Here is a 25,616-nt window from a genome sequence, read left to right as displayed (position 1 = left end):
CCGTGTGGAGACGGAAAAAACGGCTCGCGTTACTCGACGTACCGGTACTTGCGCTCGCCCATGCGGCCCCAGCCGTCGAAGGCGAACTCGTTCTGGGGCGCGGTGAACTCTTCCAGTTCCTTGTCCTTCTCGTGGTTGTGGCGGTCGTGGACCTCCTCGTACTCGTCCCACGAGAGGTCGTAGCGGGCGTCTATCTGCTCGTCGACGTCGAGCGCCTGGATCTCTTCGAGCCAGTTCTCGCGGACCGTCTCGGCGTGTATCTCGGCCTGTGCACCGGAGCCGTAGGAGCCGACGAGGAGGCGCTTGCCTTCGAGGTCTTCACCCTTCTCGGCGGCGTGTTTGAGCGCGGAGACGCGGGCGATGTGGACCGAGCCGGTGTACCAGTTGCCGACCTCGCGGGAGATGCCGAGTGTCGGCTCGATGGTGCGACCGTACCAGTCCTGGTACTGTTCGGTACCCTTCAGGGCGTCCATGTACTCACGCAGCGCCTCGGTGAACGCGTCGTCGTCGTCGAACGCTTCCTGGCGCGGCTGGCGGCCGATTTCGTCGGCGAGTTCGTCCTCGACCTCGGTGTCGCGGATGATGTGGCGGTACGCGAGCAGGGCGGCCTTGCGGACCATGCCCGGGAACGGGGTGTGGAACGGTCCGTAGGCGAAGTCGTCGGGGTGGATTTTGCCCGCGACGGACTCGTAGTCCTCCAGAGCTTCGCGCATCCGGGCGAGGTACACCTTCACCGAGCGCTTGCCGTCGACGCTGGGGAACTGCTGGTTGGGCTTGAGGAAGTCCGTCTCGTCGGCGGAACCGTAGCCCTGCTCGGTCGAGAGCTCGACGAGGTCCGGGTCCTCGTCGATGAGCATTGCGACCGCGCCCGCGCCCTGGGTCGCCTCGCCGGCGTCGCCCCGGGCGTACAGGGCGGTGTCGGTCGCGATGACGAGCGCCGCGCGGCCGCGGTTGCGACCCGCGCGAATCCAGTTGTAGGCGTCGTCGATGGACTGTGTGCCCGCGATGCAGGCGAACTTGCGCTCGCCCTTGTTCGCGTGGTGGAAGTCACCTTCGTACACCTGTTCGAGGCAGCCTGCGATGTACGTCGAAATCGGCTTCGAGTTGTCGAACGAGGACTCGGTGGCGACGTCGATGCGACCGATGTCGTCCGGTTCGAGCCCCTTTCGGTCCATCAGTTTCTTGGCGGCGTTTGCCCCCATCGTCACGATGTCCTCGTAGGAATCGGGGAACGACGAGGCGTTCAGTCCGAGCCCTTTCGTGTACTTCCCCGGGTCCTCGCCCTTCTCCGGCGCGAACGTGTTGGGGAGGTCCAGTTTGAGCTTCCCAGTCCAGATCTCGACGGCGTCGATTCCGACGGTGGTCATGATACCAGTGTTTGCGTGTCGGTTCTATATGATATTGTCGACTGCGAGTTCGACGTGTGTCGAAGAAATCCCCCGAACGACGACGAACGCGAACAGGACGACAGCGCCCTCCCGTATCCGTACGGCACGCTCTCCCGGCCTCCATCACTCGAGTTCGGTTTCCGGTTCGAGGAGCTGAGGAGTATCGTCGAACTTCCGGGGGAGAGAACGTCAATACCAGCTGACTGCCCGATTGGAATCGGCTGGCCACATTCGGGTTACTGCCGTTGGCGGACGTCCGGTCGTCGCGCCGGCCGACGACAGCGACCCTGCCACGGGTGTCGTCTGGCCGCCGACAGACCCGTGGGGGACAGTGACCCGACCGCTCTCAGTTCCCAGTATCCGGGCGGCGCCATCGAACACCAGCCGCGGGACCGTCGTCGCGTTCCCGCCCTTCGTCCGGATGCGGACCGAATCGATGTGCCAGTAGTCCCACGTGTCACCCGCCCCGTTCAGTTGCCGGAACCGCACCGCGAGCGAGTCGTGTGCCGCGGTCGCCGGGAGCGTAAAGACGCCGCGGAACTGCTCCCCGGCCGGCGGACCGCCCGGGTACGTGGCCGTCACCGACTGCCACGTCCCGTCGCTCGCCCGGTACTCGACCACGAGGTCGTCGCCGTCTGCCGCGTCGGGCATCTCGCTCCCCCCGAACGACCCGCCACGGCGGAGCCAGAACGACACCGTGACCGTGTTCGCACCGCTCGTGTTGACCGTCGGTGAGACGACGCTCCCGGCCGACGCGTTGTGGACCAGCGAGTACGAACCGTCACTCGCCGTCGCTGTCGTCACGTACGTGTTCGCGTCGCCGGTCCATCCGGCCGGCAGGGTCCCGCCCTCGAAGCTCTCGTCCAGCTTGGTCTGCCAGCCGACGCCGGTCCGGAAGTCACCGGTCTGTCCGGAATTGAGGGCTTCGACGGTCCGCGAACCGGTCGTCCAGTCGGTGGCCGTATCGGTATCGCTGTCGACGCTCCGGTAGTGGACCGTCCCGGGCGAGCCGTCGGTGACGCTGAACCCGCAGTCGCTCTGGTACGTCGGACCACCGGCCAGACAGTCAACGACCGTCCCTGTCTGGCGGTCGACGACCTCGACCTTCCAGTCCTCGTTCGACCCGTCGACCAGTCCGGGGGTGCCGAGGACTGTCCCCTCCGCGCTCGCGTCTCCGCCGACGAGCTGGGCGGATGCGGCCCCGCTACTGGACTTCGTGACCCGATACTCGAAGTCCGAGACGTCGGCCCCGTGCTCGGTCGTCACGAACTCGACGTAGTTCGGTTCGGTCACGCTCACGTCGTCGATGTGCCAGTAATCGAAGCCGCTCCCACTCCCGCTAACGTGGTAGAACAGCACGCGAAGGTTGGCGTGACGAGCGTCCGCGGGGAGTACCAGCGTCTCGTCGAACTCCTCTCCCGGCGTCCCACCACCGGAGTACGTCTCCAGTATCTGCCACTGGCCGGACGACCCGTAGTAGTAGACGTAGAGGTCTTCGCCAGACTCCGGGTAGTTGCTGAAGCTGTCGGTCCCCCGCTGGACCCAGTACGAGAACTTGAGCGAGGCCGTCCCGGAGGCGTCGATGGCATTCGAGAGGAGGTAGACACCGCCACCCTCGAGGTAGGCCGACTGGGTGGGCGAGTTCGCGGTCATCTCGTTCACGCCGGCCTGCGTCCCGTCGTTGGTCGAGAAGCCGGTCTGGCTCAGGCGGTTGCGCTCCATGTCGGTCTCGAACAGTGCCTGACTGCTGCCGCCGAGTTCTTCGTACTCGTTCACCACGACGGGCGAAAGCGCCTGTATCTGCACGGACTCGGTGTCGGTCGCGCCGTCGTCGTCGGTCGCGGTGAGCGTCACGGTGTAGGTGCCTGCACTGGCGTAGCTGTGCGACGGGTCGTCTGCGGTGCTCGTCGTCCCGTCACCGAAGTCCCAGGAGATACTGACGTCGCCATCTGGGTCGCTCGACAGGTTCTGGAACGAAATAGACTCGCCGGGGGCGGGCATCCCATCGGTGTAGTAGAAGTGTGCATCCGGCGGCCGGTTCTCGACCGTCACGGTCGCGTTCGTCGCGTTCGTCGCACCGTCGTCGTCGACCGCCGTGAGGTTCACCTGATAGGCCCCGTCGTCAGTGTAGGTGTGGGTGGTCGTCGCGCTGACGGTCGTCACTGTCGTCCCGTCGCCGAACTCCCAGCGGTACTCGGCGATAGAGCCGTCGGCGTCGGTACTGTTGCCCGCATCGAAGGTGACCTGCTGGCCCGTCTTCGGGTTCGTCGGTGAGTGAGTGAACGAGACGACCGGGTCGCGGTTCTGGACGACGACCGTCTTCGTGGTGGTCGCACTCGCGCCGAGGTCGTCGGTCACGCGCAGGGTGACGTCGATGGTGCGGTTGTCCGCGTAGGTCCGGGTCACGGTCGCGCCCGTCGCGTCGTAGGTCCCGTCGTCGTCGAAGTCCCACTCGTAGCTGGCGATGGCCCCCGTCGAGTCGGTACTCGTGGACGCGTCGAAGGTGATGGTCTCCTGGGTCTTCGGGGGAGTCGGTGTCACCTCGAACTGCGGGCTTGGCGCGCCGTTCAGTGACGGACAGTCGCCGGTTCCGACGACGGTGGCGCTGTCGTCGTCCGCGGAGAGCGCGGTACCGGCGAAACAGGGCGTCACGGTCGGGTCGGTCGACGTCAGCGTGACCCGAAGGCGGTACCGGTCGGTCGTCTGGGTGAGCGTCCCGTTCGGGACGGTGTAGTCCGAGACGCCGTCCGCGAGCGAGACGGTCCCGCTCTGCTCGTCGGGAATCCCGTCGCCGTTCGTGTCGGACTGGACCACGACGGCTGCGGTCGTGCTCCCGGGGACGAGTGCGCTCGCGTTCTCCAGTTCGACAGTGCCGGGGTCGACCGGGTCGTCGAAGGTCCGCCAGTCGGTCGTGATGCTTCCGCGCCACTCGCCGCTCCCTGCTGGGGCGGTCCCGTTGTAGAGCGCCCGTACCTCGCTCGCCGAGAGGGCACGGTCGTACACCCGTACCTCGTCGACGTCGCCGTCGAGGTAGCGCCCACCGGTGTCGACGTTCGAGCCGATGCCGAGGTCGAAACCGCTGCCGCTGTCGATGTAACTCGCGCTCGCGGTGTCGACCAGCCGACCGTCGACGTACAGGCGGACCGTCGACCCGTCGAAGGTCCCGACGAGGTGGTACCACTGGCCCGTCTGGACGGACTGGCTATCGCTCGCAGTGTGCCAGGTCGAGTCGTAGATGGTGAACGCTGGCGTGTCCCCGTTCTGGAACTGGAGATTGTAGGAGGTGTCCGAGTGTTGCACGATGGCGACCCAGCCAGATTGCGCCGTGTCTTTGGTCACCCATGCGGAGACGGTGACGGCGTCGGTGTCGCTCGTCTCCAGGCTCGGGCTGTCGGGGACGCGAACCCAGTCGTTCCCGCCGTCGAGCCCGAACGCGCTGCTGCCGAGGATGCCGTTCACCCCCTGTGCAGGGCCACCCTGCGCAGTCCCGTCGTTCCCGGTTCCGGAGGCGTCGGTGACCGTCGTTCCGCTGTCTTCGTCCAGTGGCCAGTACCCGACGAGGCCGGTGTCGCTCGCTCCGCTGCCGAGTTGGACCACCTCGCCACGGTGGTCGCCGTAGTCCTCGTGGACGACGCCGGACTCGGTGCTCGCTCCGTCCCAGTCGGCGGTGGTCTGCCAGACGAGGTTCGGGACGAGGTTCGAGACGACGTCGACCACAACGCGGTCGCCGCTCCCGCCGCTGGTCACGTAGGCGAGGAACGAACCGGGGCCAGAGAGGTCGTACGTGACGGTTGCCTCGCCCGAGCCGTTCGTCTGGCCGTCGCTCGACTGGACGGACACGAGTGCAGAGTCGTTGACGACGAACTCGACCGGCTGGTTCGCCAGTCCCTCGACGATGCGGCTGGTGAGCGTCACCGACTGTTGGCTGGCGTAGTCGATGGTCAGGCTCGATGGGCCATCCCACTCGATGGTGTAGGCACCGCCGCCACCGCCGCCACCACCACCACCGCCACCCGAGTCGCTGACGAACACCCGGACGGAGGCGTTCTTCGGACTGTCGCCGTCGAAGCCGGCGGTCGGGTCGCCAGTCAGGCTCGCGTCGACGTCGGCCGTCTGCGGCCCCGACACGTCGCTCGGTGCGACGTAGGTCAGCGTCACTTCCCCGTCGGCGTCCGGCTGGAGGTCGGTGAACGTCGTCCCGGTTGTCCCGTCGTGCTGGAGGCTGCCGACGCCGTCGAGCGTCACGTTCACCGTCCCGTTCGTCGGGTTGTCGAACCGGTCGCGGACCGCGAACGTGACCCTCGTGTCGTCGCCTTCCGCCACCACGGTCTCGTTCCCGCCGACCGTGGTGAGGTAGGCGGGGGCAGGCGACACGGTGTCGGTCTCGCCCGCCGAGCCCCGAGCCAGGGTCACTTTGGTCACCTGCAACTGGTACGTCTCGTTCGGGACGAGTTCGACCCGGATACGATGGAACCGTTCGCCGGCCTGGGTGAACGACCCCGCGTCGGCGACGCGTTCGACGTAGCCACCGGCGAGTGCCAGCTCTCCGCCGTCGGCGAGCGTCCGGTTCCAGACCGTCGCGTTCAGCCGTGAGGTAAGGGTGAGCGTGATGGGGCCGCTCCGGTTCGTCACGGTGACGGTCTCCGTCGAGGTGCTGGTCGGTTCGAGCCGGAGCGGGACCGACGAGTCGCCGCCAGTCTGGGCCACGCTGAGGGTCCCGTCGACCAGCGTGAGCGAGAGACGCTTGCCCTGTACCAGCGACTGCGAGGCGAGGGTGACGTTGGCCGAGTCGAACCGGTTGTACAGGAGCGTGTTGTCGAGGTACGTCGTCGGCGCGTTGCGGTACTCGTTGTAGCTCGGCCGGTAGGCGAGCAAGGTCGTGTCGTAGGTGTGCGTTCCCCCGTCCCAGTAGTCGCCGGTCTCTCCCGTCGCCGTCGCGTTCGAGACGTTCAGCGTCACGTTCCCGTCACCGACGCTCCAGAGCGCGCCACCGGGGGGCGATGGATTCAGGTATATCGAGCGGTCGGGGTAGGTCGTGCCCAGCGTGACCGCGACCTGCTGGTCGCTCCGGGCCGTCTCCATCGAGAGGAGGGCGCTGCGCAGGCGCTGGAGGTCGTCCTGGACCTGCTGGTTGTGGTTGTATTCGACCGCGGTGTTCTGGTCGGGGACGACCGAGACCTGCCAGGCGGTCGCCGCGAGGACGAGAAACGCGAACAGGACGATGAACCCGACCTGCGCAGTTACGGCTCGGTGGTCCCCCTTCCACTGCATCTGGCGTGTGGTTGCGTATTCAGGGTATTAACCCTTCTTGCCGACGAGAACGCCGAACCTGGGGCGACTCCTCGTCAGTCCCGGACGACGCGAGTCCGCTGGCCGGGCACGAACGAGTGGGGTCCGTCGGTTCCGGTGGTCGCCCGTGCGACACTTGGGAGCGCCTGGACGTTCGGGGAGGTCGAGCAGGTCATGTCGGAGGACTTCGTTATCGTCTGCCCGTCGCTGGTCAGCGTGCCGGTACACGTCTGGGAGTTCCCGCTCGTGTCGTTGACGACGATGGTGATGTCGATGTCGGTGTTCCTGGTGTCGATTCTACTGAAGGAGTAGCTTCTCCCGGTCGCGTCGGTGACGGTGGTCGTGTCGTCGAACAGGACGGTACTGTCACTGGTCTTGACACCGGTCAGCGTGACGTTCTGCACGCCGATGTTGTCGCTGGTCTGGTAGTCGAAGGTCACCGTGTCGGTCCGACTGTTTCCGTTCGCCTGGTTCGCACTGACGGATGCAGAGTCAAGCGTTGGCGGCGTCGTATCACCCGGCCCGCCGCCACCGCCGGGCAGGTCGCTCACGTCCAGCGTGATGCTGTCCCCGCCGGCTCCGCTGGTCGCGTAGACGACGACGGTTCTGTTCTCAGAGAGCGACAGTGTCGTCGTGTCCTCGCCCGTGTTGTCCGTGGTCCCCGACTGGGGCGAGATGGTGCCGACCGTGGTGTTGTTGACCGCGTAGGAGACGCTGGCACCGTCGGCGGTCGGGGACGTCCCCATCGTCAGAGAGACGCTGGTCGTCTGTGCCCCGTCGACCGAACACGTCCCGTTCGGGCCACTCGGACAGCTCACGCCGGTCTGGGCCGACGGGTCCTGCCACTCGACTTCGTACGCGCCGTTCCCTCCGCCTCCGCCACCACCACCGGTGGCCTGGACCTGCACGGTGAAGTTGACCAGCTCCCACGACCGCGGACTGGTCGAGACGTTCATCCGGACCGTCGCGGTGCCGGCAGAACTCGGCGCGTCGTAGGTGACCGTCGCGGTGCCGGCGTCGTCGCTCTCGGTCTGGGCGGGCGAGACGCTGCCGCCGCCGCTCACGACCGTCGCGTTCACCGTCACGCCACTCTCGGGGTTGTTGTACCGGTCGCGGACCTGCACGGTCAGCGTCTCGGACCCGCCGGTCGGCGTCTGTCTCGTCGTGCTCCCAACGGGAGCGAGGTACGCGCCGTTCTCGCGCGAGCTGACGCCCGTGCCGACGCCGACCTTCGCCAGCCGGAGGGTGTAGGTCACGTCGGGTTCGAGCACGAAGTCGACGAAGTAGACGGGCTGGCCGAACTCGGGGGAGGGGACGGTCCTGTTCAGCGAGACAGCGGTGACGTACGCGTCCGGGTCGCCGCCTGCGTCGTACTGGCCCGACTCCTGGAGGAGGGTGCGCCACTCGCTCGCCGTGAGCGTCGATGGGATGGTCACGGTGACGGGCCCGGACCTGTTGGTCACCGAGAGACTCTGTGTCGACGCGCTCACCGGTCGGAGCGTCACGGACGCTGTTCCTGAACTCTCACGGAGGCTCCCGTTCATCGCGACGAGCGTGATGCGCTTGCCGTCGAAGATGTTCTGTCCAGCGAGGGTGACGTTCGCCGTGTCGAAGCGGTTGTAGACGACCGAGTTCTCGTAGATGGTGAGGGGGGCGTTCTGGTAGGCGTTGTACCGGGGCTGGTAGACGAGCGCACCGGTCGTGAACGACTGTGTCGTCCCGTTCCAGTAGTCGGCGGCTTCGGTGTCGGTCGCACTCGCGTTCCCCACGGCGAAGGCGATGGTCTCGTTCGTGGTCCCGACCGTCGAGAGGGTCCCCCCGGGAGGTGCGGGATTCACGAAGATACTCCGGGCGGGGTAGGTCGTCCCGAGCGGAACCGCGACCGAGCCGCCACCGCCGGTCGCCGGGACGGTCTGTATCACGTCGCGGAGCTCTTGCATCCGCTGGTGGACCTGCTGGTTGTGGTTGTACTCTACCTGTGAGTTCTGCTGGGGGACGACCTGTGCCTGGTAGGTCGCGATAGCGATGACGACGAAGGCGAGCAGAATCACTGCGCCGACCTGTACGGTTACGGCGCGCTCGTCCCCACGGCTACCCATTTAGCTGTCTTACCCAGTGTGAGATTAAAACCCTTGTTGCCCAGGCGACTTCACTCGTCGTCTTCTTCGACGACCTCGGGGTCCTCCATGGCAGACTGGAGGCTCGCGAGTCCGTTGAGCCACTCGGCGACCGGCCCGTACTCGAGGTCCTTGCCGAGTTCCGGCGAGAGGTTCTCGCCGTCGATGATGAGCGTCCCGGCCTTGACGAGGTAGCCGCGGGCGCTCTCGATGTCCTCGCCCTGTTCGGCGTCGGCCGCGGCGGCGACGTAGTCCTCGATGGTGGCCTCTTCGGCCGCACCGGCGTGGATGTACTCCATGCAGGCGTGGAGGACGATGCTCAGGCTCTCCTGGACGCTCCCGACGAGGAACACCTTGTCCTCGTCGTCGAAGTCGGGCTCGGAGAAGACGATGTCGCCGATCTCGTTTATCTTCTCTGAGGCCGCCTCCTCGTCGAGGTCGTCGTCGTCGAAGCTCGCGACGATCTTGGCGGCGGCGATGGCTGCGTCGTCCTGCATGAGGTCGAAGACGCGCATGGAGTCCTCGTCTTCTGCGTCTATCTCTTCCTCACGGATGCGGTCCACCCAGTTCTGCCAGCGTTCGGCCGAGTAGTACTCGGTCGGGGGCGTGCTCATACGTCAACCTACCCCGGCGTAGTCAAATGCCTTTCTCTACTTGGGCCCCGTGGGGACGGTGCACATCCGGTTCGGCGTCCGGTTCACCACGAAAGACCAGTACCTGTGCGGTCACAGCGTCCCTTCGGTGTCGATGTCGTAGACCAGGGCGGGCGTCTCGACGTGGGCCCGGTGGACGGCCTCGTCGTACCCCTCCTCCAGCAGCCAGCGGACCCGGCGCGGGACGGTCTTCGGGCCGAGGACCGCACCAGGTCGGTCGGGGTCGTCGACGAAGTCGGTCTCCATCAGGAAGGGATGGTCGCCGTCGGCTGCGAGTTCGAGACGGTCTTTCTCGCTCATCACGCTCGGGACCGGCCCGGCGAGTTCGCCACCAGCATAATGCTTGACCACGTGCGTGCGGTCGAGTCCGGCCTCCTCGGCCCACTCCGCAATCTCGGTGAGGTCGTCGCTGGCTTCGGTGTGGAGCTGGACTGCACACTTCTCGCGGGCACCGAGGGCGAAGGCGTGGCGCATCACCGCGTTCGAGGCCTCCCAGACCGCATCGGAGACGTCGTAGTGCGGGCGGCCGGACTTGAGCGCGAGGGCGTTTCCGTCGTCGACGTACTCGGCCGCGAGGTCGAGACCCGACTGCATGAGCTGACGCGCGTCGTCGGGCGAGTGGCCCGCGTCGACGAGTTTGGAGACGAGGCCCGGGTGGACGCCGAGGACGGGCCACGCGCGACCGGGCAGTTCGTCGGTCGCGTCCGCGACGACGTCGATGGTGGTCTCGAAGACGTGCCGGAAGTCCGAGCGCTCGCTCGGGAGGTCGCCGAGGTGCCACGACGGTTTGTTCACCACGAGCAGGTGGGTGCCGCCGACGCGCGCGAAGTCCTTCACGGCCTCGATACCGCGTCCGTGGTCCGGGTCGAGGTGGAGATGGTTGTCCAGTACCGGCGTGTCGAGTTCGGGCATTGTCACTGGTCGTGCGTGCGCGAGCGCGAGTGAAAAACCTGTCTCCAGCCGGTGAGTTCTGGCGTCGGTGTCTCGTCCGGGACCCGGTATCGTCGCCCCCCGAATGGCTGGATTTTACTTAAAAATTTATTGCACTAGTGAATCAATTGCCGCTAATTTACTCGAGCGAATGGGAAAAATATAAATGGTAATCACCATTCGATGCGGATGGGCATGGCAGACGATAGCAACCAACCGTCCCCAAGCCGACGTACGTTCCTACAAGCAACCGGTCTCGCCGCAGGTGCGGCGGCAGTCCCCGGACTGACTGCTGCCACGCCGGGCCGGTCCCCCGGACCGAAGGAGAACGAACTCCTCGTGGGTGTCTCCGCGAGTGCGAGCGTCGCTGACGCGAAGGCGGCCGTCACAAGCGACCTCCCCGCGAACGCGGAAGTGGTCCACGAGAACCACGACCTCGGCTACATGGCCGTCCGACTGCCGGACCAGGCGTCGGTACAGGCCGACTCCGCCGTCGCAGAGGCGATGAAGCAGAAGCCCGGCGTGAAGTACGTCGAGGAGAACACGACGCACTACGCGCTGGCGACGCCGAACGACCCGAAGTTCGGTGACCAGTACGCACCCCAGCAGGTCCGCGCACCGAGCGCCTGGGACACGACGCAGGGCAGTTCCGACGTGACCATCGCGGTGGTCGACCAGGGCGTCATGTACGACCACCCCGACCTCTCGGCACGCTTCGGGTCCGACAAGGGGCAGGACTTCGTCGACTCGGACGCCGACCCGTACCCGGACTCGATGGCCGACGAGTACCACGGGACCCACGTCGCCGGCATCTGTGCGGGCACCACCGACAACGGCACCGGCATCGCCGGCATGTCGGACTCCACCCTCCTCTCCGGGCGTGCGCTCAGTGAGCAGGGTTCCGGTTCGACGGCCGACATCGCCGACGCGGTCCAGTGGGCCGCAGACCAGGGCGCGGACATCATCAACATGAGCCTCGGCGGCGGCGGTTACACGAACACGATGAAAAACGCCGTCAGTTACGCCGTCGACAACGGCGCGCTCCCAATCTGTGCGGCGGGGAACGACGGTGCCAGCTCGGTGTCGTACCCGGCCGCCTACAACGAGTGTGTCGCGGTCTCCGCGGTCGACGAGAACGAGAACCTCGCGAGCTTCTCGAACTACGGCAGCGAGATAGACGTCGCCGCACCCGGCGTCGACATCCTCTCGACGTGGACCGAGAACGTCTCGCAGTACGGCGGCAAGTACAACAAGATATCCGGCACGTCGATGGCGTGCCCGGCCGCCGCGGGTGTCGCGGCGCTCGGCCTCGCCGCCGACCCGACTCTCACCGTCTCCGAGCTTCGCTCGAAGCTGAAGAACACCGCGGTCGACATCGGCCTCCCCTCGAACCAGCAGGGTGCTGGGCGCGTCGACGCGGCGAACATCGTCGGCGGCAGCGGCGGTGGCGGTGGCGGCAACACCGGCCCGACCGCGGACATCGCGGGCGGCTCGCGCACGGTCTCGGTCGGTGACTCCGTCTCCTTCGACGGCTCCGGCTCCTCGGACTCGGACGGCTCCATCAGCTCCTACGAGTGGGACTTCGGCGACGGGACGACCGCGACGGGCGCGACGACGTCGCACTCCTACGGCAGCTCCGGTGACTACACCGTGACGCTCACCGTGACCGACGACGACGGTGCGAGCGACACGGCCTCGGTGACCGTCACGGTCGAGTCCGGCAGCGGCGGCTCCTGTGGCTCGACCTCGTCCGGTGGCTCCGCAGACGGCTCGCTCTCGGGCTACTGGGACAGTGACAGTTACTCGTACACGGCCGACCTCGCGGACCCGTGCCAGGTCACGGTGACTCTCGACGGCCCGGCAGGTGCTGACTTCGACCTGTACGTGACGACCGACGGGCGCACGCCGAGCACCTACGACTACGACGCGCGCTCTATCACGCAGGACAGCAACGAGCAGATCGTCATCGACACCGTGAGCGCTGGCCAGGAGTTCGGCATCCTCGTCGACTCCTACTCCGGCTCCGGCAGCTACACCGTCTCCGTTGAAGAGCTCGGGAAGTAAGGGCGCTCGACTGCGACGACTTCCCGTTCGTCGCTCCAGCAGCGAATCCCCTTGCCGTCTTTTTTCGGACCGTATCGCGAGGCGAACGTCGAACCCTATCGCGAGACGAACACGTGTCACCAGACCGTGGGTGGTGGTGTCAACCACGCCACGAGCGACTGAGCAGCCGGATACCGAAAAACAGGGAGTGCGTTCATCATGGTTTCTATCTGCTATACCACACAATTTTCCGCCAGCTATTCTGGAAATTGTCTCAAGATTCTATAAATTTAGCCAAGTTTTGTAAAAATTTAAGTACTGGTGGTCCATCTGGTTGCCTGTGTCATGACAGACGATAACAGTCAATCGTGGGCACGACGTACCTTCCTGAAAGCGACGGGTGCAGCGGGCGCGGCCGCTATGCTCGCAGGCGTCACATCGGCGACGCCCGGTCGCGACCCTGGACCGAAGGAGGACGAGCTCCTCGTCGGTATCTCGGCGTCGACCAGCATGTCGACGGCGCAGTCGCGCGTGCAGGACGCCCTCCCGAACAACGCCCGAGTCGTCCACCGGAACGACGACCTCGGGTACATGGCCGTCCAGCTCCCCGACCAGGCGTCGGCGCAGGCCAACTCTTCGGTCGCGGAAGCGATGAAGAAGAAGGCCGGCGTGAAGTACGTCGAGGAGAACAAGACGCACTACGCGTTCGCGACCCCGAACGACCCGAAGTTCGGTGACCAGTACGCACCCCAGCAGGTCCGCGCTCCCGAGGCGTGGGACACCACCACGGGCGAGGGTGTCACCATCGCGGTGGTCGACCAGGGTGTCATGTACGACCACCCCGACCTCGCCGACCGTTTCGGCTCCAACAAGGGCAAAGACTTCGTCGACTCGGACGCCGACCCGTATCCGGACTCGATGGCCGACGAGTACCACGGGACTCACGTCGCCGGCATCTGTGCGGGCACCACCGACAACAGCACCGGTATCTCCGGTATCTCGAACGCGTCACTGCTCTCCGGGCGTGCGCTCAGTGAGCAGGGCTCCGGGTCGACGGCCGACATCGCGGACGCCGTCAAGTGGGCGGCCGACCAGGGCGCGGACATCATCAACATGTCTCTCGGTGGCGGTGGCTACACGAACACGATGAAGAACGCGGTCAGCTACGCCGCGAACGCGGGCGTCACCATCATCTGTGCGTCCGGTAACGACGGTTCTAGCTCGGTCTCGTACCCGGCAGCCTACGACGAGTGTATGGCCATCGGTGCGGTCGACGAGAACGAGAACCTCGCGAGCTTCAGCCAGTACGGCTCCAAGCAGAGCGTCGTCGCGCCCGGTGTCGACGTCCTCTCGACGTGGACCGAGAACGTCTCGCAGTACGGCGGCAAGTACAACAAGATATCCGGCACGTCGATGGCGTGCCCGGCCGCCGCGGGTGTCGCGGCGCTCGGTCTCGCCGCCAACCCCGACTGGACGAACACCCAGCTCCGCTCGAAGCTGAAGGAGACGGCCGTCGACATCGGGCTCTCCGCTGACAAGCAGGGTGCCGGCCGCGTCGACGCTGCCAACCTCGTCAACGCGGGCGGTGGTGGCGGCGGCGGCGGTGGCAACACGGCCCCGACCGTCGACATCAGCGCCTCCTCGGCGACCGTCACGGTCGGGCAGGACGTCACCTTCGACGGCTCCGGCTCCGCGGACTCGGACGGCTCCATCAGCTCCTACGAGTGGGACTTCGGCGACGGCGCGACTGCGACCGGCGCGACCGCGACCCACGCCTACGGCAGCGCGGGCGACTACACGGCGACGCTCACCGTCACGGACGACGACGGCGCGTCCTCGTCGGACTCCGTCGCCATCACCGTCGAGTCCCAGAGCGGTGGCTCCTGTGGTGACGCTTCCTCGGGCGGCTCCGCGGACGGCTACCTCTACGGCTACTACGACTCCGACTCGTACACGTACGAACTCGACCTCGCGGACCCGTGCCAGGTCACTGTCTCGCTTTCGGGTGGTCGCTGGTCCGACTTCGACCTGTACGTGACGACCGACGGGCGCACGCCGAGCACCTACGACTACGACAAGCGGTCCATCACGCAGGACAGCAACGAGCAGATCGTCCTCGAGAACGTGAGTCCGGGGCAGGAGTTAGGCATCCTCGTCGACTCCTACTCCGGCTCCGGCAGCTACACCGTCTCCGTCGAAGAGCTCGGGAAGTAAGCGGCGACTGTCGGACTCGGCACCCTTCTATCACGTGACGCGGCCGACGGCCACCTGGTTTCGGCGACGGCTGGCACGACCGTCGCTCGCGTCTCTCGTTTCGGTATCGTTTCGGTATCGTTTCGGTATCGTTTCGGTATCGTTTCGCATCACACCCAGCGACGGCGTCAGCGTGCCCTCGCCGGCACGGGCCGAGGTGACAGTTCGACCGACCTACTGCAAGACGATGGCGTCGTTGGCGGCGTTCTGGAGCGCGTCCGAGCGCCCGTACTCGCCGGGTGCGATAGCGAGCGTCCGCAGTCCGTGTCTCCCCGCGGTCTCGAGGACCGGCTTGAAGTCCGTGTCTCGCGAGACGATGGCGAGCGTGTCGATGACCTCGGTCACGGCGGCTTCGGTCGCGTCGATGGCGAGTTTCACGTCGACGTCACCGCTCGTGACGATGACCTCGTAGCCCCGGGCTTCGGCGGCCTGGATGAGGCCGGGGGTGGCGTGTTCGTCGAGGTAGAGTCTCGTCACGACGAGGTCGCCCTCGGCGCGGGCCGCTTCGCGGACGTCGTCGAGGTCCACGTCGAACTCGTCGCGGAGCACGTTCGGCCCGTCTACGAACAGGCCGATGCGTGGTCGTGGGTGTGGCTCGGTGCCCGGCAGGAGCCGTCTGAACCGCTCGTTCATGCCCCAGAGTCTCGTCGTGGCGCTCAAAGCGGTGGCGGTTCGGGGCGCGGTCGAACGGCGGGTCCAGACCAATCATGCCCACGATATACAACAATTCGGAGAGGTTTGGTACGCATGCCAGACGATGTGCCCGCACGGCTCGGGCGACGACAGTTCGTGAAAGCGGCCGGTGCTGTCGCCAGTGCAGCCGGGTTCGGTAGCGTCGTCGGTGCCACACCGGGGCGCAGTCCGGGGCCGAAGGCCGAGGAACTCCTGGTCGGCATCTCGCCGGCCCTCTCGGACTGGCGGGAGACGGTAGAAGAAGCCATCCCGGGCGAGGCGACGGTTGTCCACGGGAACGAGACGCTGGGCTACGTCGCGGTTCGGATTCCAGACGTCGGCTCGGACGCCGCCCGCAACAGGATAGACGACGCGCTCACGCGACTGCAGGGCGTGAAGTACGTCGAGCGGAACCGAACGTACTCGACGTTCCAGGAACCGGACGACACACGCTTCGACAGCCAGTACGCGCCCCAGCAGGTCAACTCGAACGACGCGTGGGAGACCACGTTCGGCGACTCCGACGTGACCATCGCGGTGGTCGACACCGGCGTCCAGTACGACCATCCCGACCTCGCCACTAACTTCGCGTCCACCCCCGGCACGGACTTCGTCGACGGCGACGACGACCCCTACCCGGACGACCCTGAGACCGAGTTCCACGGGACCCACGTCGCCGGCTGTGCCGCTGGTGTCGTCGACAACGGCACTGGCATCGCCGGACAGGGGAATTCGACGCTCGTCAGCGCCCGGGCGCTCGACGAAAACGGGAGCGGGTCGACGAGCGACGTCGCCGACGCGGTCCAGTGGGCAGCAGACCAGGGCGCGGACGTCATCAACATGAGTCTCGGTGGGGGTGGCGGCCGGCAGACGCTGAAGAACGCAGTGAGCTACGCCCAGGTCGCGGGGTCGCTGGTGGTCTGTGCGGCCGGCAACGACGGCTCGGAGGGCGTCGCCTACCCGGCCGCGTATCCCGAGTGTGTGGCGGTCTCCGCGGTCGATTCGGACGAGAACTTCGCCCGCTTCAGCCAGTACGGAGACAGCGTCGAACTCTGTGCGCCCGGCGTGTCGGTGCTCTCGACGACGACCGAAGAACGCGGCTCGTACGAGCGACTCTCGGGGACGTCGATGGCGACGCCCATCGTCTCCGGCGTGGCCGGACTCACGCTCGCACAGTGGCCAGACCTCTCGAACGACGCGCTCCGTCGGCACCTGAAGGAGACAGCCAGGGACATCGGATTGGCTGCACCCCGGCAGGGGAGTGGACAGGTCGACGCCCACGGGGCGGTCACCACCGACCCGGCGGACGGCGGTGACAGCCGCGATTCCACCGCCACGACCGTTAGCGACTCCCTCAACGGGTTCTGGGACGCCGACGGCTGGGCGTACACGTGGGAGTTCGACGACCCGACCGACGTGACGGTCGAACTCGACGGGCCGAGCGGGGCGGACTTCGACCTCTACGTCAACACCGGCACGACGAAAGACGCGATGCCGTGGAACTACGACTACGCCGCGACGAGCCTCGACAGTCGAGAACACATCGCCATCCAGGGCGTCGACGACTCCACCGCAATGCAGCTAACCGTGAACTCGTTCCTCGGGTCCGGTGACTACGACCTGACGATCACCGAGTACACTGAGGGGTGACCCGCGAGCTACCGATGTCGGCCTCCGGCCCCACCCGGGCCACGTCGCGACGTTCTCGCATCGGCGACTCGGTAACTCGCATCTATCAGAACGCATTTGTCCGGCAGTCGAGAGTTACCCGTATGGAACACTCTCCGCTGACCGCCACCGACGAGGCCCTCATCGACGATGTACGCGAGACCAACGCCGACGCGTTCGACCCGGATTTCTTCGACGGGGCACACATCGTCGCCGCTGGCGTCCGGATGGCCGACGGTGCGGTGTACGAGGGCGTGAGTCTACCGGCGAGCATCGGGCGTGCATCGATGTGTGGCGAACCGGTGGCGGTCGGAGCGGCCATCGCCGACGGCTATCGGCACGACGAAATCCGAACCTGTGTCGCGGTGGCGTACCCGATGGAATCACACGACACGGACGAGGTTCGTGTCGTTCCACCGTGCGGCTCCTGTCGGGAACTGCTGGCGGATTACAACCCGGACATGCGCGTCATTGCACCCGTCGACGGGGAGGACCGCGTGGTCAGGGCTATCGACCTGCTTCCGACCCGGACGTGGTGAGGCTCCCACGTCGGCTCACGTCGTCACCACCTTCGACCGCCGTCGTCACCTGCGCCCCGGACCGGCATCGCTGGCTCCTTTCTTTAACTCTTTAAGCCGTCGGGGTGATGCCCCGCACATGAGCAAACCGCACATCCTGATCCTCGGTGCGCCCGGGGCAGGCAAGGGGACGCAATCCAAGCACATCGTCGAGACGTTCGGCGTCGAACACGTCACCACCGGCGACGCGCTCCGCGGTAACAAGGACATGGACATCAGCGACATGGACACCGAGTACGACACACCGCGGGAGTACATGGAGCAGGGCGACCTCGTCCCCGACGAAGTCGTCAACGCCATCGTCGAGGAGGCGCTCTCCAGCGCCGACGGCTACGTCCTCGACGGCTATCCACGAAACCTCGAACAGGCCGAGGAACTCTCGGAGATGACCGACCTCGACGTCATCCTCTACCTCGACGTGGACCGTGACGAACTCACCGACCGCCTCACCGGCCGCCGCGTCTGCGAGGAGTGCGGAACCAACTACCACGTCAAGTACAACCAGCCCGAGACCGAGGGCGTCTGTGACGAGTGCGGTGGTGACCTCCACCAGCGCGACGACGACACCGAGGAGGCCGTCGCGAACCGACTCGACGTGTTCGAGGAGAACACCGTCCCCGTCATCGAGTACTACGAGGGCCGCGACGAGTTCGCCGCCGTCGACGGCAACCAGGCCCCGGACGAGGTCTGGGCGGACGTGAAGGCCGCCATCGAAGCGCGCGCAGAGTAAAAGCTTCTTACCTACTCGTTTCTAACACGACTCTATATGGCGTGGACAGCGGAGAAAGTAGCCTCCTTCATCGAGGACAACCCCGAGATGGCCGAGGCGCTCACCGTCCTCATGGACGCGAGCGACGATGGCGACCGGGCGCTCGAATGGAAGGACGTCAAGGACATGAATGGGGTCGACAGCGGTCGATGGGGTCGACTCATCCAGACCGACCTGCTCGTCGACAGTGACGACGGGTTCAAGATTGCCGACCCGGAGGCAGTCGAGAAAGCGCTCGACGGCGACCTCACGGTCAGTTCCAGCAGCGTCGAACTCGACGACGCGAGCAGCGGGTCGAGCTGGCGGACCGAAGACAAGGTGGCCGGTGTCGTCGCCCTGGCGATGATGGCCGGATACTACTACACCCCGATCCGGAACGTCGTCGGCAGCACCATCGACGTGGTGTTCCAGCCACTGAACGACGTGCTCCCGTTCTACGCGGTCATCCTCGCGATTGCCCTGCTCACCGGGCTCTACTCGACGCTCCTGCAGGCGAACATGGTCGACCAGAGCAAAGTCAAGGGCATCCAGAAGAAGATGCAGGACATCAACGAGCGCGAGAAGGCCGCCAAGGAACGCGGCGACGACGACGCGCTCGACAAGATTCAGGAGGAGAAGATGGACGCACTGGGCGACCAGGGTGAGATGATGAAAGAGAACTTCCGCCCGATGGCGTGGATCATGCTCCTCACCATCCCTGCGTTCCTCTGGATGTACTGGATGATCCGTGACGGCCACCTCAACACGGCGATCGAGGGCGGCATGGTCATGCCAATCTTCGGCGAGCACGGCTGGCAGGACGGCGTCGGCCCGATGCCGGCGTGGATTATCTGGTACTTCCTCTGCTCGATGGGCTTTACCCAGCTCATCCGCAAGACGCTGGACCTCGACGCGACGCCGACGTAAGCTGGCGTCACCCGTCGTCTCGACTCATCACGCGCGGAAACCGCGACACCCGGGCGTGACACACCCCCGCGTACCGGTCTGAAGTCACAATCTCTTTTACTGGCACGCTCCGAGGGTGGATATGTTACTGACCGTCTCCGGACCGCCGGGAACAGGCAAGAGCACCACAGCGGCCGGGCTGGCCGAGGCCTTCGACCTGGAACACATCTCCGGCGGCGACATCTTCCGCGAACTCGCCGCCGAGCGGGACATGACGCCACTGGAGTTCAACAAGCTCGCCGAAGAGGACGAGCAGATAGACATCGACCTCGACCGGCGCCTGCGAGAGATCGCTCACGAGCGCGACGGCGTCGTCCTCGAGTCCCGTCTCGCTGGCTGGCTCGCCGGTGACGCCGCCGACTTCCGCTTCTGGCTCGATGCCCCGCTCTCGGTCCGCGGCGAGCGCATCGCCGACCGCGAGGAGAAATCGCCCGAGACCGCCGCCGAGGAGACTCAGGCCCGCGAGGCCAGCGAAGCCAAGCGCTACCAGGAGTACTACGGCATCGACATCGGCGACCGCTCTATCTACGACCTGTGTCTCAACACGGCCCGCTGGGACGCCGACACCGTCGTCGACATCCTCGTCGGCGCAGTCGAGACCTACGACGGCGACCACGACGAAGGCAAAAGTCCGGTCGAGTTCGACTACGAGTTCTGAGTATGAGTCTTCGCGCACCGCCAGACGACCGCTCGCCCGAGGAACTGCTCGAATTCGGTGTCGTCAACCTCGACAAACCGCCCGGCCCGTCGGCCCACCAGGTCGCTGCCTGGGTCCGCGACGAGGCTGGCGTCGACCAGGCCGCCCACTCGGGGACGCTCGACCCGAAGGTCACCGGTTGCCTCCCGATGCTGCTCGGTGACGCCACCCGCATGGCCCAGGTGTTCCTCGAGGGCTCGAAGGAGTACGTCAGCGTGCTCGAACTCCACGGGACCGCACCCGGCGACTTCGAGGCCACCGTCGCCGAGTTCGAGGCCCCCATCTACCAGAAACCGCCGCGAAAGAGCGCCGTCTCCCGACGCCTGCGCGTGCGCGAGGTGTACGACCTCGACGTCCTCGAAGTGAAAGACCGCAAGGCGCTCCTCCGTATCGAGTGCGAGTCCGGCACGTACATCCGCAAGCTGTGTCACGACATCGGGCTCGCCGCGGGCACTGGCGGCCACATGGGGCACCTCCGACGCACCGCGACCGACCCCTTCGACGATTCCACGCTCGTCACCCTCGAAGACCTCTGGGACGCCCTCGCGTTCTACCGCGAGGACGGCGACGAGTCCTGGCTCCGCGACGTGGTCCAGCCCGCAGAACGCGCGCTGGAGCACCTCCCGCACGTGACTATCGCTCCGAACGCTGCCGAACAGGTGGCGAACGGCGCACCGGTGTACGCGCCGGGCGTCATCGAGGTCGAGGGCACGGTCGAGGAGGGCGACCTCGTGGCCTGTCTCGCGCCCCAGGGAAGCGCCGTCTGCCTCGGCCGCTTCGTCGGTGAACCAGATGCGGAGAGCGGTGTCGTGGTCGAGCTGGAGCGGGTGCTCGTCTGAGTGGCTGTACCTCTCACAGTGCAGACGAAACGACACCCTTAAACGGCAGACGGGCATGGTTCTGAATACAGGGACCGTGGGGTAGTGGTATCCTCTGCGGATGGGGTCCGTAGGACCCGAGTTCAATTCTCGGCGGTCCCATTTTTACACAACGTAGCGGAGCGTTAGCGGAGCGGAGTGGCGTAAAAATGGGAGCAGGTTGCGAACGTAGTGAGCAACCGTGGTCCCATACAGCTAAAAAACGAACCGACTCTGATTGTTGGTTGTTCTCCACACTCCGAGCAGCTCCAGCGCCGCCTCGATGTCTACCGCGAGGTCCTCCACGTCTTGGTCTGCACCTAACTGTGGAGCTTCGTGGCCCCCACATGCGTTGTCGTCGACACTGTCACCACGTGGATGGGAACGCGCCACCCCATCGCCTTAGAGAGCGTCCCGATCAACTCGTGGGCGATGGAGGTCGCCGGCATCGCGGGGCTCGTCGCGATAAAGGTCGTCGTGTTCGCCTCGCTCCTGGTCATCTATCGCGTGAGCCCGCGACTCGTCGAGAGATACCTTGGCGTGGACGGTCGGCCGGTGTACCACGCTTTCCCCGCCGGCGTCCTTGTCTCCGGGACGCAACTGACGGTTGCGAACCTTGCCGTCCTCGAGGCCCTCTAACAGTCTGCAAGAAACTGAACCTCTTTCACATTTGCATAAACCCCTTTGGTGAATTCATCCCAATCAGTCACCACAAACCGAAGGGATTCGTACTCAACTTGTTCGTCCTCGTCATGCCAATTCATTAAGTGGCAGTATAGGTCGGAATACTTTGAAAGAGGGTCAACCCGCTCGATCTCGAGCTCTCTTTCGAGAAGTTCACGTCTATTATAAAACGGGTTCTGGCACAATGCGCCATTTACATATCCGTCTTGAACCGAAAGTTCAGTTGGCTTCACTGGAATACGAGAGGGCTGTCTGATCCCATCAGAAGAAATTGTCACGTCTATTCCTGTATCCAAGAGGAGTTCAGTGTTCTCTTGTATTTCAATTAGTGGACGCACATCCACAGGTTGTCCATCTATTATCAGATTCACCACAAAGTACCGGTACATATCGTGATTTACAAACGGAGCAGCATAGATGATTAAAACAGATTCAGGATATTCAATCCCGAAATCGCTAATAAACACCGCTTGCTCGTGTTTATACAGGTCTAAATCGTATTCCTCATCCTGAGTCGCATTCTCATATCGAACTTCTTGATTCCTAAGATTAGCCACAAAGTTCTGAAAACCTGAACCGATCCATGCTGCATTGGACTGATTAATAGTGAATGTGGAATCCATATTACTGATTCCAAGTAATGATTCAAGTACAGCAAAAATGTGTTCCACCTCTCTATTAAGGAGCTGAGACCCTTTTAGCGTGACTCGCACAGGATTCCCCGGATAATGAATCTTAGAGAAAATACAGATGTCAGAGATATGTCCCTCCGGGGCTTTAATAAAAAAATTGCCAAATGATTGATCCACCTCCTCCTCAGGCAATCGGAGGAGGTCTGAATCTGATTCTTTTTCTGGACTCGAAGAAGCAAACCGATTCGCTCGGTCTTCAAGATCATGGCCATGCATGTACCGGGTAGTCGCATTGTGACGTACCGGGAAAACCGGTTCATCAATTTTTGGGTGTTTATAACTGTGGATTCGCTCAGACGAGGTCACTGATAGCTCGATAACCGTGTTACCCTCGATATTGAGAATCTTCCTTTCAAATTCGAGAGTGGGCATAACACGGTCAGATACGGCATCAGAAACATTATCAGCTTCATGATGAGGATGTTCGATATTCTGAATTTTGGCTGGGCGCCCGTCGTCTTCTGGCACACCAAGTACCACAGACCCACCCTTCGCGTTTGCAAACGCAACCAATTCCTTCGCGATTTTGATCGGGCTTACTCCCTTCGCCTTATAATCTAATTTTTCATCCTCTGAATCCCCCTGATTAATGCGCTCTGCTGTATCCATTACTACACTGGAAGAAGAGGGTATTGTCAATTAATGTTATGCAACTTACTCTATCAGAAGTATATCAAGCCGACATCAAGCTCATTCTTCGCTGCGATTAGTTGCTTGGGAGAGTCGCGTTAAGCCCCGTAAGAGGGACCTATGATGCATCCCCTGTGATTCATTATCCATTGAATGTTACTCATCATCTGTGCATTGGTCCGCAGTGTCTGCAATCCGGTTCGCTAAAGGATACATTACGTTCGCCTTGCTCGCCGTGGTCCTGAATAGAATATTTGGGTTGGTATCGGTTCTCGGTCCTAAGGGACCATTCACGCCGGTTCTATCAACCATTGAAACTGTTGGCTCTATCTCACTCATCCTCCTTATCGCAGGTCCACCTGCTACTGCTCTACTTATCGCCAAGTTGTTAGAGCAGAGATATGGCTCCGGTTTTTAATCCACATCTTACATCTCAACATACCTCTTTTCTTTGGTACCAATTCAACGCTTACAACCCGTACAATTCTCCTCTTTCGTAGATAGCCCGGGAAACCGTCGCCCGCCCACAGTCGAGTTCACCAGCCGCCTATAGTTTGTTCAGGTCCTCCGACGCCACCATGTCGGGTACCGTCGTCACCTGGTCGTAGTTCTCAGCCTTGACCAGCTCTCCATCGTCCTTCTCGAATCCCAGCGGTGCCGGCCCATGATGGTAGTCTTCGGTCTCTATACGCGCGGCGATACCCTCGCGAGTCCGCTTCTGTGCTATCTCGGCCTCCAACTGCGCGAAGACACCGAGGAGACGGAACAGCGCGTTCTGGAACGGGTCGTCGCCGGGGCGAATCACGAGCGACTCGGAGATGATGTGGAGTTCGGCGCTAGCCTCAGCGAGCCGGTCGACAGTCCGAGGTCACGGATGTACCGAGAGATGCACGAGATACTGTGAGCCACGATGGCTTCGACCCCGCCCGCCATCATCTCGCGGTAGCCACGGCGGGAGGTGTCGGTCGCGGTGCGTCTCGATTTCGTTGAGTCCCGCGCCGAGTCGAGACTGGGCGTAGTCGTGAGTCGATTGTAGCTGGCGGTCGAGGTTCTGTTCCACGGTCGAAACGCGGCAGTAGCACGCGAATATTCGGCCAGGGTGTGTCAACTATTAACTGAAGTAGTTTATGGACAGACTGGCCAAGAGCGCTCGAATTCAACCATCAGAAAATATCATTGTATATTCCCAGTCTAGAATTCGATAGCAATCGCTACCCTGGGCTGAAAAATTAAGAAATTGGTCCGATGTTACGGTAGGGTGTACGTTGCGATAACGTTGCTCGACCCACCACTCGGTGAACTCCAAACAAGACGGACAGTCTCACCGGAGGTGCCAGTCATGCCGGACTGGAGGGTTTCACCGGCACTCCAAACGCTACCATCACTTCCAGTCAGGTTACCGCTGGCAATCGGATCTTCGGAGATCGCACCCGAAAGGGAGAGTTCGCTCGTGGTAAGATCGTCGCCACCGTTGTGCGTGATATTCAAGGTGGATGAAGCTCCATTCTCCCATTCGAACGTCGCTTGCGGTGCTTTTTCTTGACTACCACCGATGTTCAGTACGAATGCACCAATGACGGCCGCGAGGATGACTGTTATCGCGACCATGAGGATCACGCCGATGACCGGCGAGACCGCGTCGTCGTCTGTAAGGAGGTTTTTCAGTTCCATCTTAGAAGGTATTCTCCGCGATTACGTTGCTCGACCCACCATTCGGGGAACTCCAAACGATACGAACAGTGTCTCCAGAGGAAACAGTCCCGACGTTAGTCGCAACTTCCCCAGCGGACCAGACATTGTCAGAACCGACCTGAATCGAGCTGTTCGAAATTGCTCCGCTGAGCGACAGCGTATCGTTTTCAATGTCGTCACCGCCATCATGAACGATGTCCACTCCGCTGGAGTCGTTTTGCCAATCGAAGGAGGCCTGGGGTGCCTTCTCTTGACTACCGCCGATGTTCAGTACGAATGCGCCGATCACAGCCGCGAGAATCACCGTGATCGCGACCATGAGGATCACACCGATGACCGGCGAGACCGCGTCGTCGTCTGTAAAGAGGTTTTTCAGTTCCATGTTTGCGTGTATGTATCCCACACCGTCAGGCCGCTGGCGAGCCCTGCCAGGGGAATTCAGCAGGTCCCATGCTCGCCAGCGTCGTCCGGTGTTGCCAGATGCACCTACCTTGCATGGGATAAACCTATCTCAATATGATATTGTTCTGGTAGTAATGAGTTCTTATGAAGCATCTTCAGCACCCACCTGTAATCCATCAAGCCCCCATTGAAACCTACTTAGATAGTTCATACCTCCAAGAACCACCCGAATATCACACCCGATAATCCCAGCCCGGAAAAATTGTAAAAGACAGAGAACTAACCAGTCATGGCCGACAGCCTTATCTATACCAATGGTAACGGCGCCAGCAACACTCTCGCGCGCGCTTCCGGACCCATCGTTATCATGCGTTCCATTCGAAAGCGGACTCGGGGAAACCAACCCCCCCGATATCCGGTGTGGGATACGATAGGCAGGAATGACGACCCCGCCCATCGGAGGTCACTACTGGTGTCTGTATAAATATACTACAGTGTTTACCCATCCTGAGAACACCCCTAGAACGTTCATGACTGGTCACAACATTCAGAAAACCGTCATTACCCACACTGGACCAATGACGGCGACATGTGGGTATCGCCCGAAGACTCTATTCTGGTCCACGCTCACGACCCGACCCCCATAGCGACCGCCAC

Annotated in this window: 18 protein-coding genes, 1 tRNA gene and 1 pseudogene; 10 read left to right on the top strand and 10 right to left on the bottom strand. The window is 63.6% G+C overall.

What is annotated here, in order from left to right:
- Positions 1-29: 29 nt before the first annotated feature.
- From hmgB to ACSC1R_RS01000, 5 genes are all read right to left on the bottom strand, one after another.
- Entirely contained in the window at positions 30-1,367 is a 1,338-nt protein-coding gene (gene hmgB, locus ACSC1R_RS01020) for a hydroxymethylglutaryl-CoA synthase (RefSeq protein WP_439027206.1), read from the bottom strand.
- 210 nt (positions 1,368-1,577) lie between these two features.
- Positions 1,578-6,659, bottom strand: coding sequence for a PKD domain-containing protein (locus tag ACSC1R_RS01015; protein ID WP_439027205.1), 5,082 nt, complete (start codon positions 6,657-6,659; stop codon positions 1,578-1,580).
- A gap of 74 nt (positions 6,660-6,733) precedes the next feature.
- Positions 6,734-8,776 (bottom strand): hypothetical protein, encoded by a 2,043-nt coding sequence (locus ACSC1R_RS01010; RefSeq protein ID WP_439027204.1) that lies wholly within the window; start codon positions 8,774-8,776, stop codon positions 6,734-6,736.
- 50 nt (positions 8,777-8,826) lie between these two features.
- Positions 8,827-9,408: a DUF2150 family protein gene (locus ACSC1R_RS01005; RefSeq protein ID WP_439027203.1), complete on the bottom strand. Its 582-nt coding sequence runs from the start codon at positions 9,406-9,408 to the stop codon at positions 8,827-8,829.
- 111 nt (positions 9,409-9,519) lie between these two features.
- On the bottom strand, positions 9,520-10,359 hold the full coding sequence (locus tag ACSC1R_RS01000) for a TatD family hydrolase (protein ID WP_439028747.1): 840 nt from the start codon (positions 10,357-10,359) through the stop codon (positions 9,520-9,522).
- Between the two features lie 213 nt (positions 10,360-10,572).
- On the opposite strand from ACSC1R_RS01000, the gene ACSC1R_RS00995 reads away from it, so the two are divergent.
- Together ACSC1R_RS00995 and ACSC1R_RS00990 are read left to right on the top strand one after the other, a co-directional pair.
- Complete coding sequence (locus ACSC1R_RS00995; protein ID WP_439027202.1) at positions 10,573-12,441, top strand: S8 family serine peptidase; 1,869 nt, start codon at positions 10,573-10,575, stop codon at positions 12,439-12,441.
- A gap of 324 nt (positions 12,442-12,765) precedes the next feature.
- The gene (locus ACSC1R_RS00990) at positions 12,766-14,634 is read left to right on the top strand and encodes a S8 family serine peptidase (protein ID WP_439027201.1); all 1,869 of its coding nucleotides are present in this window, start codon (positions 12,766-12,768) and stop codon (positions 14,632-14,634) included.
- Positions 14,635-14,847: 213 nt separating this feature from the next.
- On the opposite strand, the gene ACSC1R_RS00985 is transcribed toward ACSC1R_RS00990, so the two are convergent.
- Positions 14,848-15,306 carry an NYN domain-containing protein gene (locus tag ACSC1R_RS00985; RefSeq protein WP_439027200.1) on the bottom strand — a complete coding sequence of 153 codons (459 nt, stop codon included), beginning with the start codon at positions 15,304-15,306 and terminating at the stop codon, positions 14,848-14,850.
- Between the two features lie 114 nt (positions 15,307-15,420).
- On the opposite strand from ACSC1R_RS00985, the gene ACSC1R_RS00980 reads away from it, so the two are divergent.
- From ACSC1R_RS00980 to ACSC1R_RS00945, 8 genes are all read left to right on the top strand, one after another.
- On the top strand, positions 15,421-16,995 hold the full coding sequence (locus tag ACSC1R_RS00980) for a S8 family serine peptidase (protein ID WP_439027199.1): 1,575 nt from the start codon (positions 15,421-15,423) through the stop codon (positions 16,993-16,995).
- A 122-nt stretch (positions 16,996-17,117) separates the two neighbouring features.
- Positions 17,118-17,552, top strand: a complete 435-nt coding sequence (locus ACSC1R_RS00975) for a cytidine deaminase (RefSeq protein ID WP_439027198.1) — start codon at positions 17,118-17,120, stop codon at positions 17,550-17,552.
- A gap of 118 nt (positions 17,553-17,670) precedes the next feature.
- Positions 17,671-18,321, top strand: coding sequence for an adenylate kinase (locus ACSC1R_RS00970; protein ID WP_439027197.1), 651 nt, complete (start codon positions 17,671-17,673; stop codon positions 18,319-18,321).
- Between the two features lie 36 nt (positions 18,322-18,357).
- The gene (locus ACSC1R_RS00965; protein ID WP_439027196.1) at positions 18,358-19,266 is read left to right on the top strand and encodes a DUF106 domain-containing protein; all 909 of its coding nucleotides are present in this window, start codon (positions 18,358-18,360) and stop codon (positions 19,264-19,266) included.
- A 121-nt stretch (positions 19,267-19,387) separates the two neighbouring features.
- Positions 19,388-19,963 (top strand): (d)CMP kinase, encoded by a 576-nt coding sequence (gene cmk / locus ACSC1R_RS00960; protein WP_439027195.1) that lies wholly within the window; start codon positions 19,388-19,390, stop codon positions 19,961-19,963.
- Positions 19,964-19,965: 2 nt separating this feature from the next.
- Complete coding sequence (locus tag ACSC1R_RS00955; protein ID WP_439027194.1) at positions 19,966-20,841, top strand: RNA-guided pseudouridylation complex pseudouridine synthase subunit Cbf5; 876 nt, start codon at positions 19,966-19,968, stop codon at positions 20,839-20,841.
- Between the two features lie 70 nt (positions 20,842-20,911).
- Positions 20,912-20,982 (top strand) — tRNA-Pro (locus tag ACSC1R_RS00950).
- A 213-nt stretch (positions 20,983-21,195) separates the two neighbouring features.
- Positions 21,196-21,498, top strand: a complete 303-nt coding sequence (locus ACSC1R_RS00945) for a hypothetical protein (protein ID WP_439027193.1) — start codon at positions 21,196-21,198, stop codon at positions 21,496-21,498.
- Here the strand turns inward: ACSC1R_RS00945 and ACSC1R_RS00940 are convergent.
- The 4 genes and pseudogenes from ACSC1R_RS00940 to ACSC1R_RS00925 all read right to left on the bottom strand — a co-directional run bounded on the left by ACSC1R_RS00940 (position 21,495) and on the right by ACSC1R_RS00925 (position 24,939).
- Positions 21,495-22,844, bottom strand: a complete 1,350-nt coding sequence (locus tag ACSC1R_RS00940; protein WP_439027192.1) for an AlbA family DNA-binding domain-containing protein — start codon at positions 22,842-22,844, stop codon at positions 21,495-21,497. The genes ACSC1R_RS00945 and ACSC1R_RS00940 overlap by 4 nt on opposite strands.
- A gap of 568 nt (positions 22,845-23,412) precedes the next feature.
- A pseudogene (locus ACSC1R_RS00935) lies at positions 23,413-23,715 on the bottom strand (recombinase family protein); the annotation flags it as partial.
- A gap of 398 nt (positions 23,716-24,113) precedes the next feature.
- Complete coding sequence (locus ACSC1R_RS00930; protein ID WP_439027191.1) at positions 24,114-24,536, bottom strand: type IV pilin; 423 nt, start codon at positions 24,534-24,536, stop codon at positions 24,114-24,116.
- Between the two features lies 1 nt (position 24,537).
- Entirely contained in the window at positions 24,538-24,939 is a 402-nt protein-coding gene (locus ACSC1R_RS00925) for a type IV pilin (RefSeq protein WP_439027190.1), read from the bottom strand.
- Between the last annotated feature and the right edge of the window lie 677 nt (positions 24,940-25,616).

The organism is Haloarchaeobius ordinarius (genome assembly GCF_051801355.1).
In the GTDB taxonomy this organism is placed as follows: domain Archaea; phylum Halobacteriota; class Halobacteria; order Halobacteriales; family Natrialbaceae; genus Haloarchaeobius.
The sequence above is the reverse complement of the archived record's forward strand: the minus strand, read 5'-3'. Positions and strand labels throughout refer to the sequence as shown.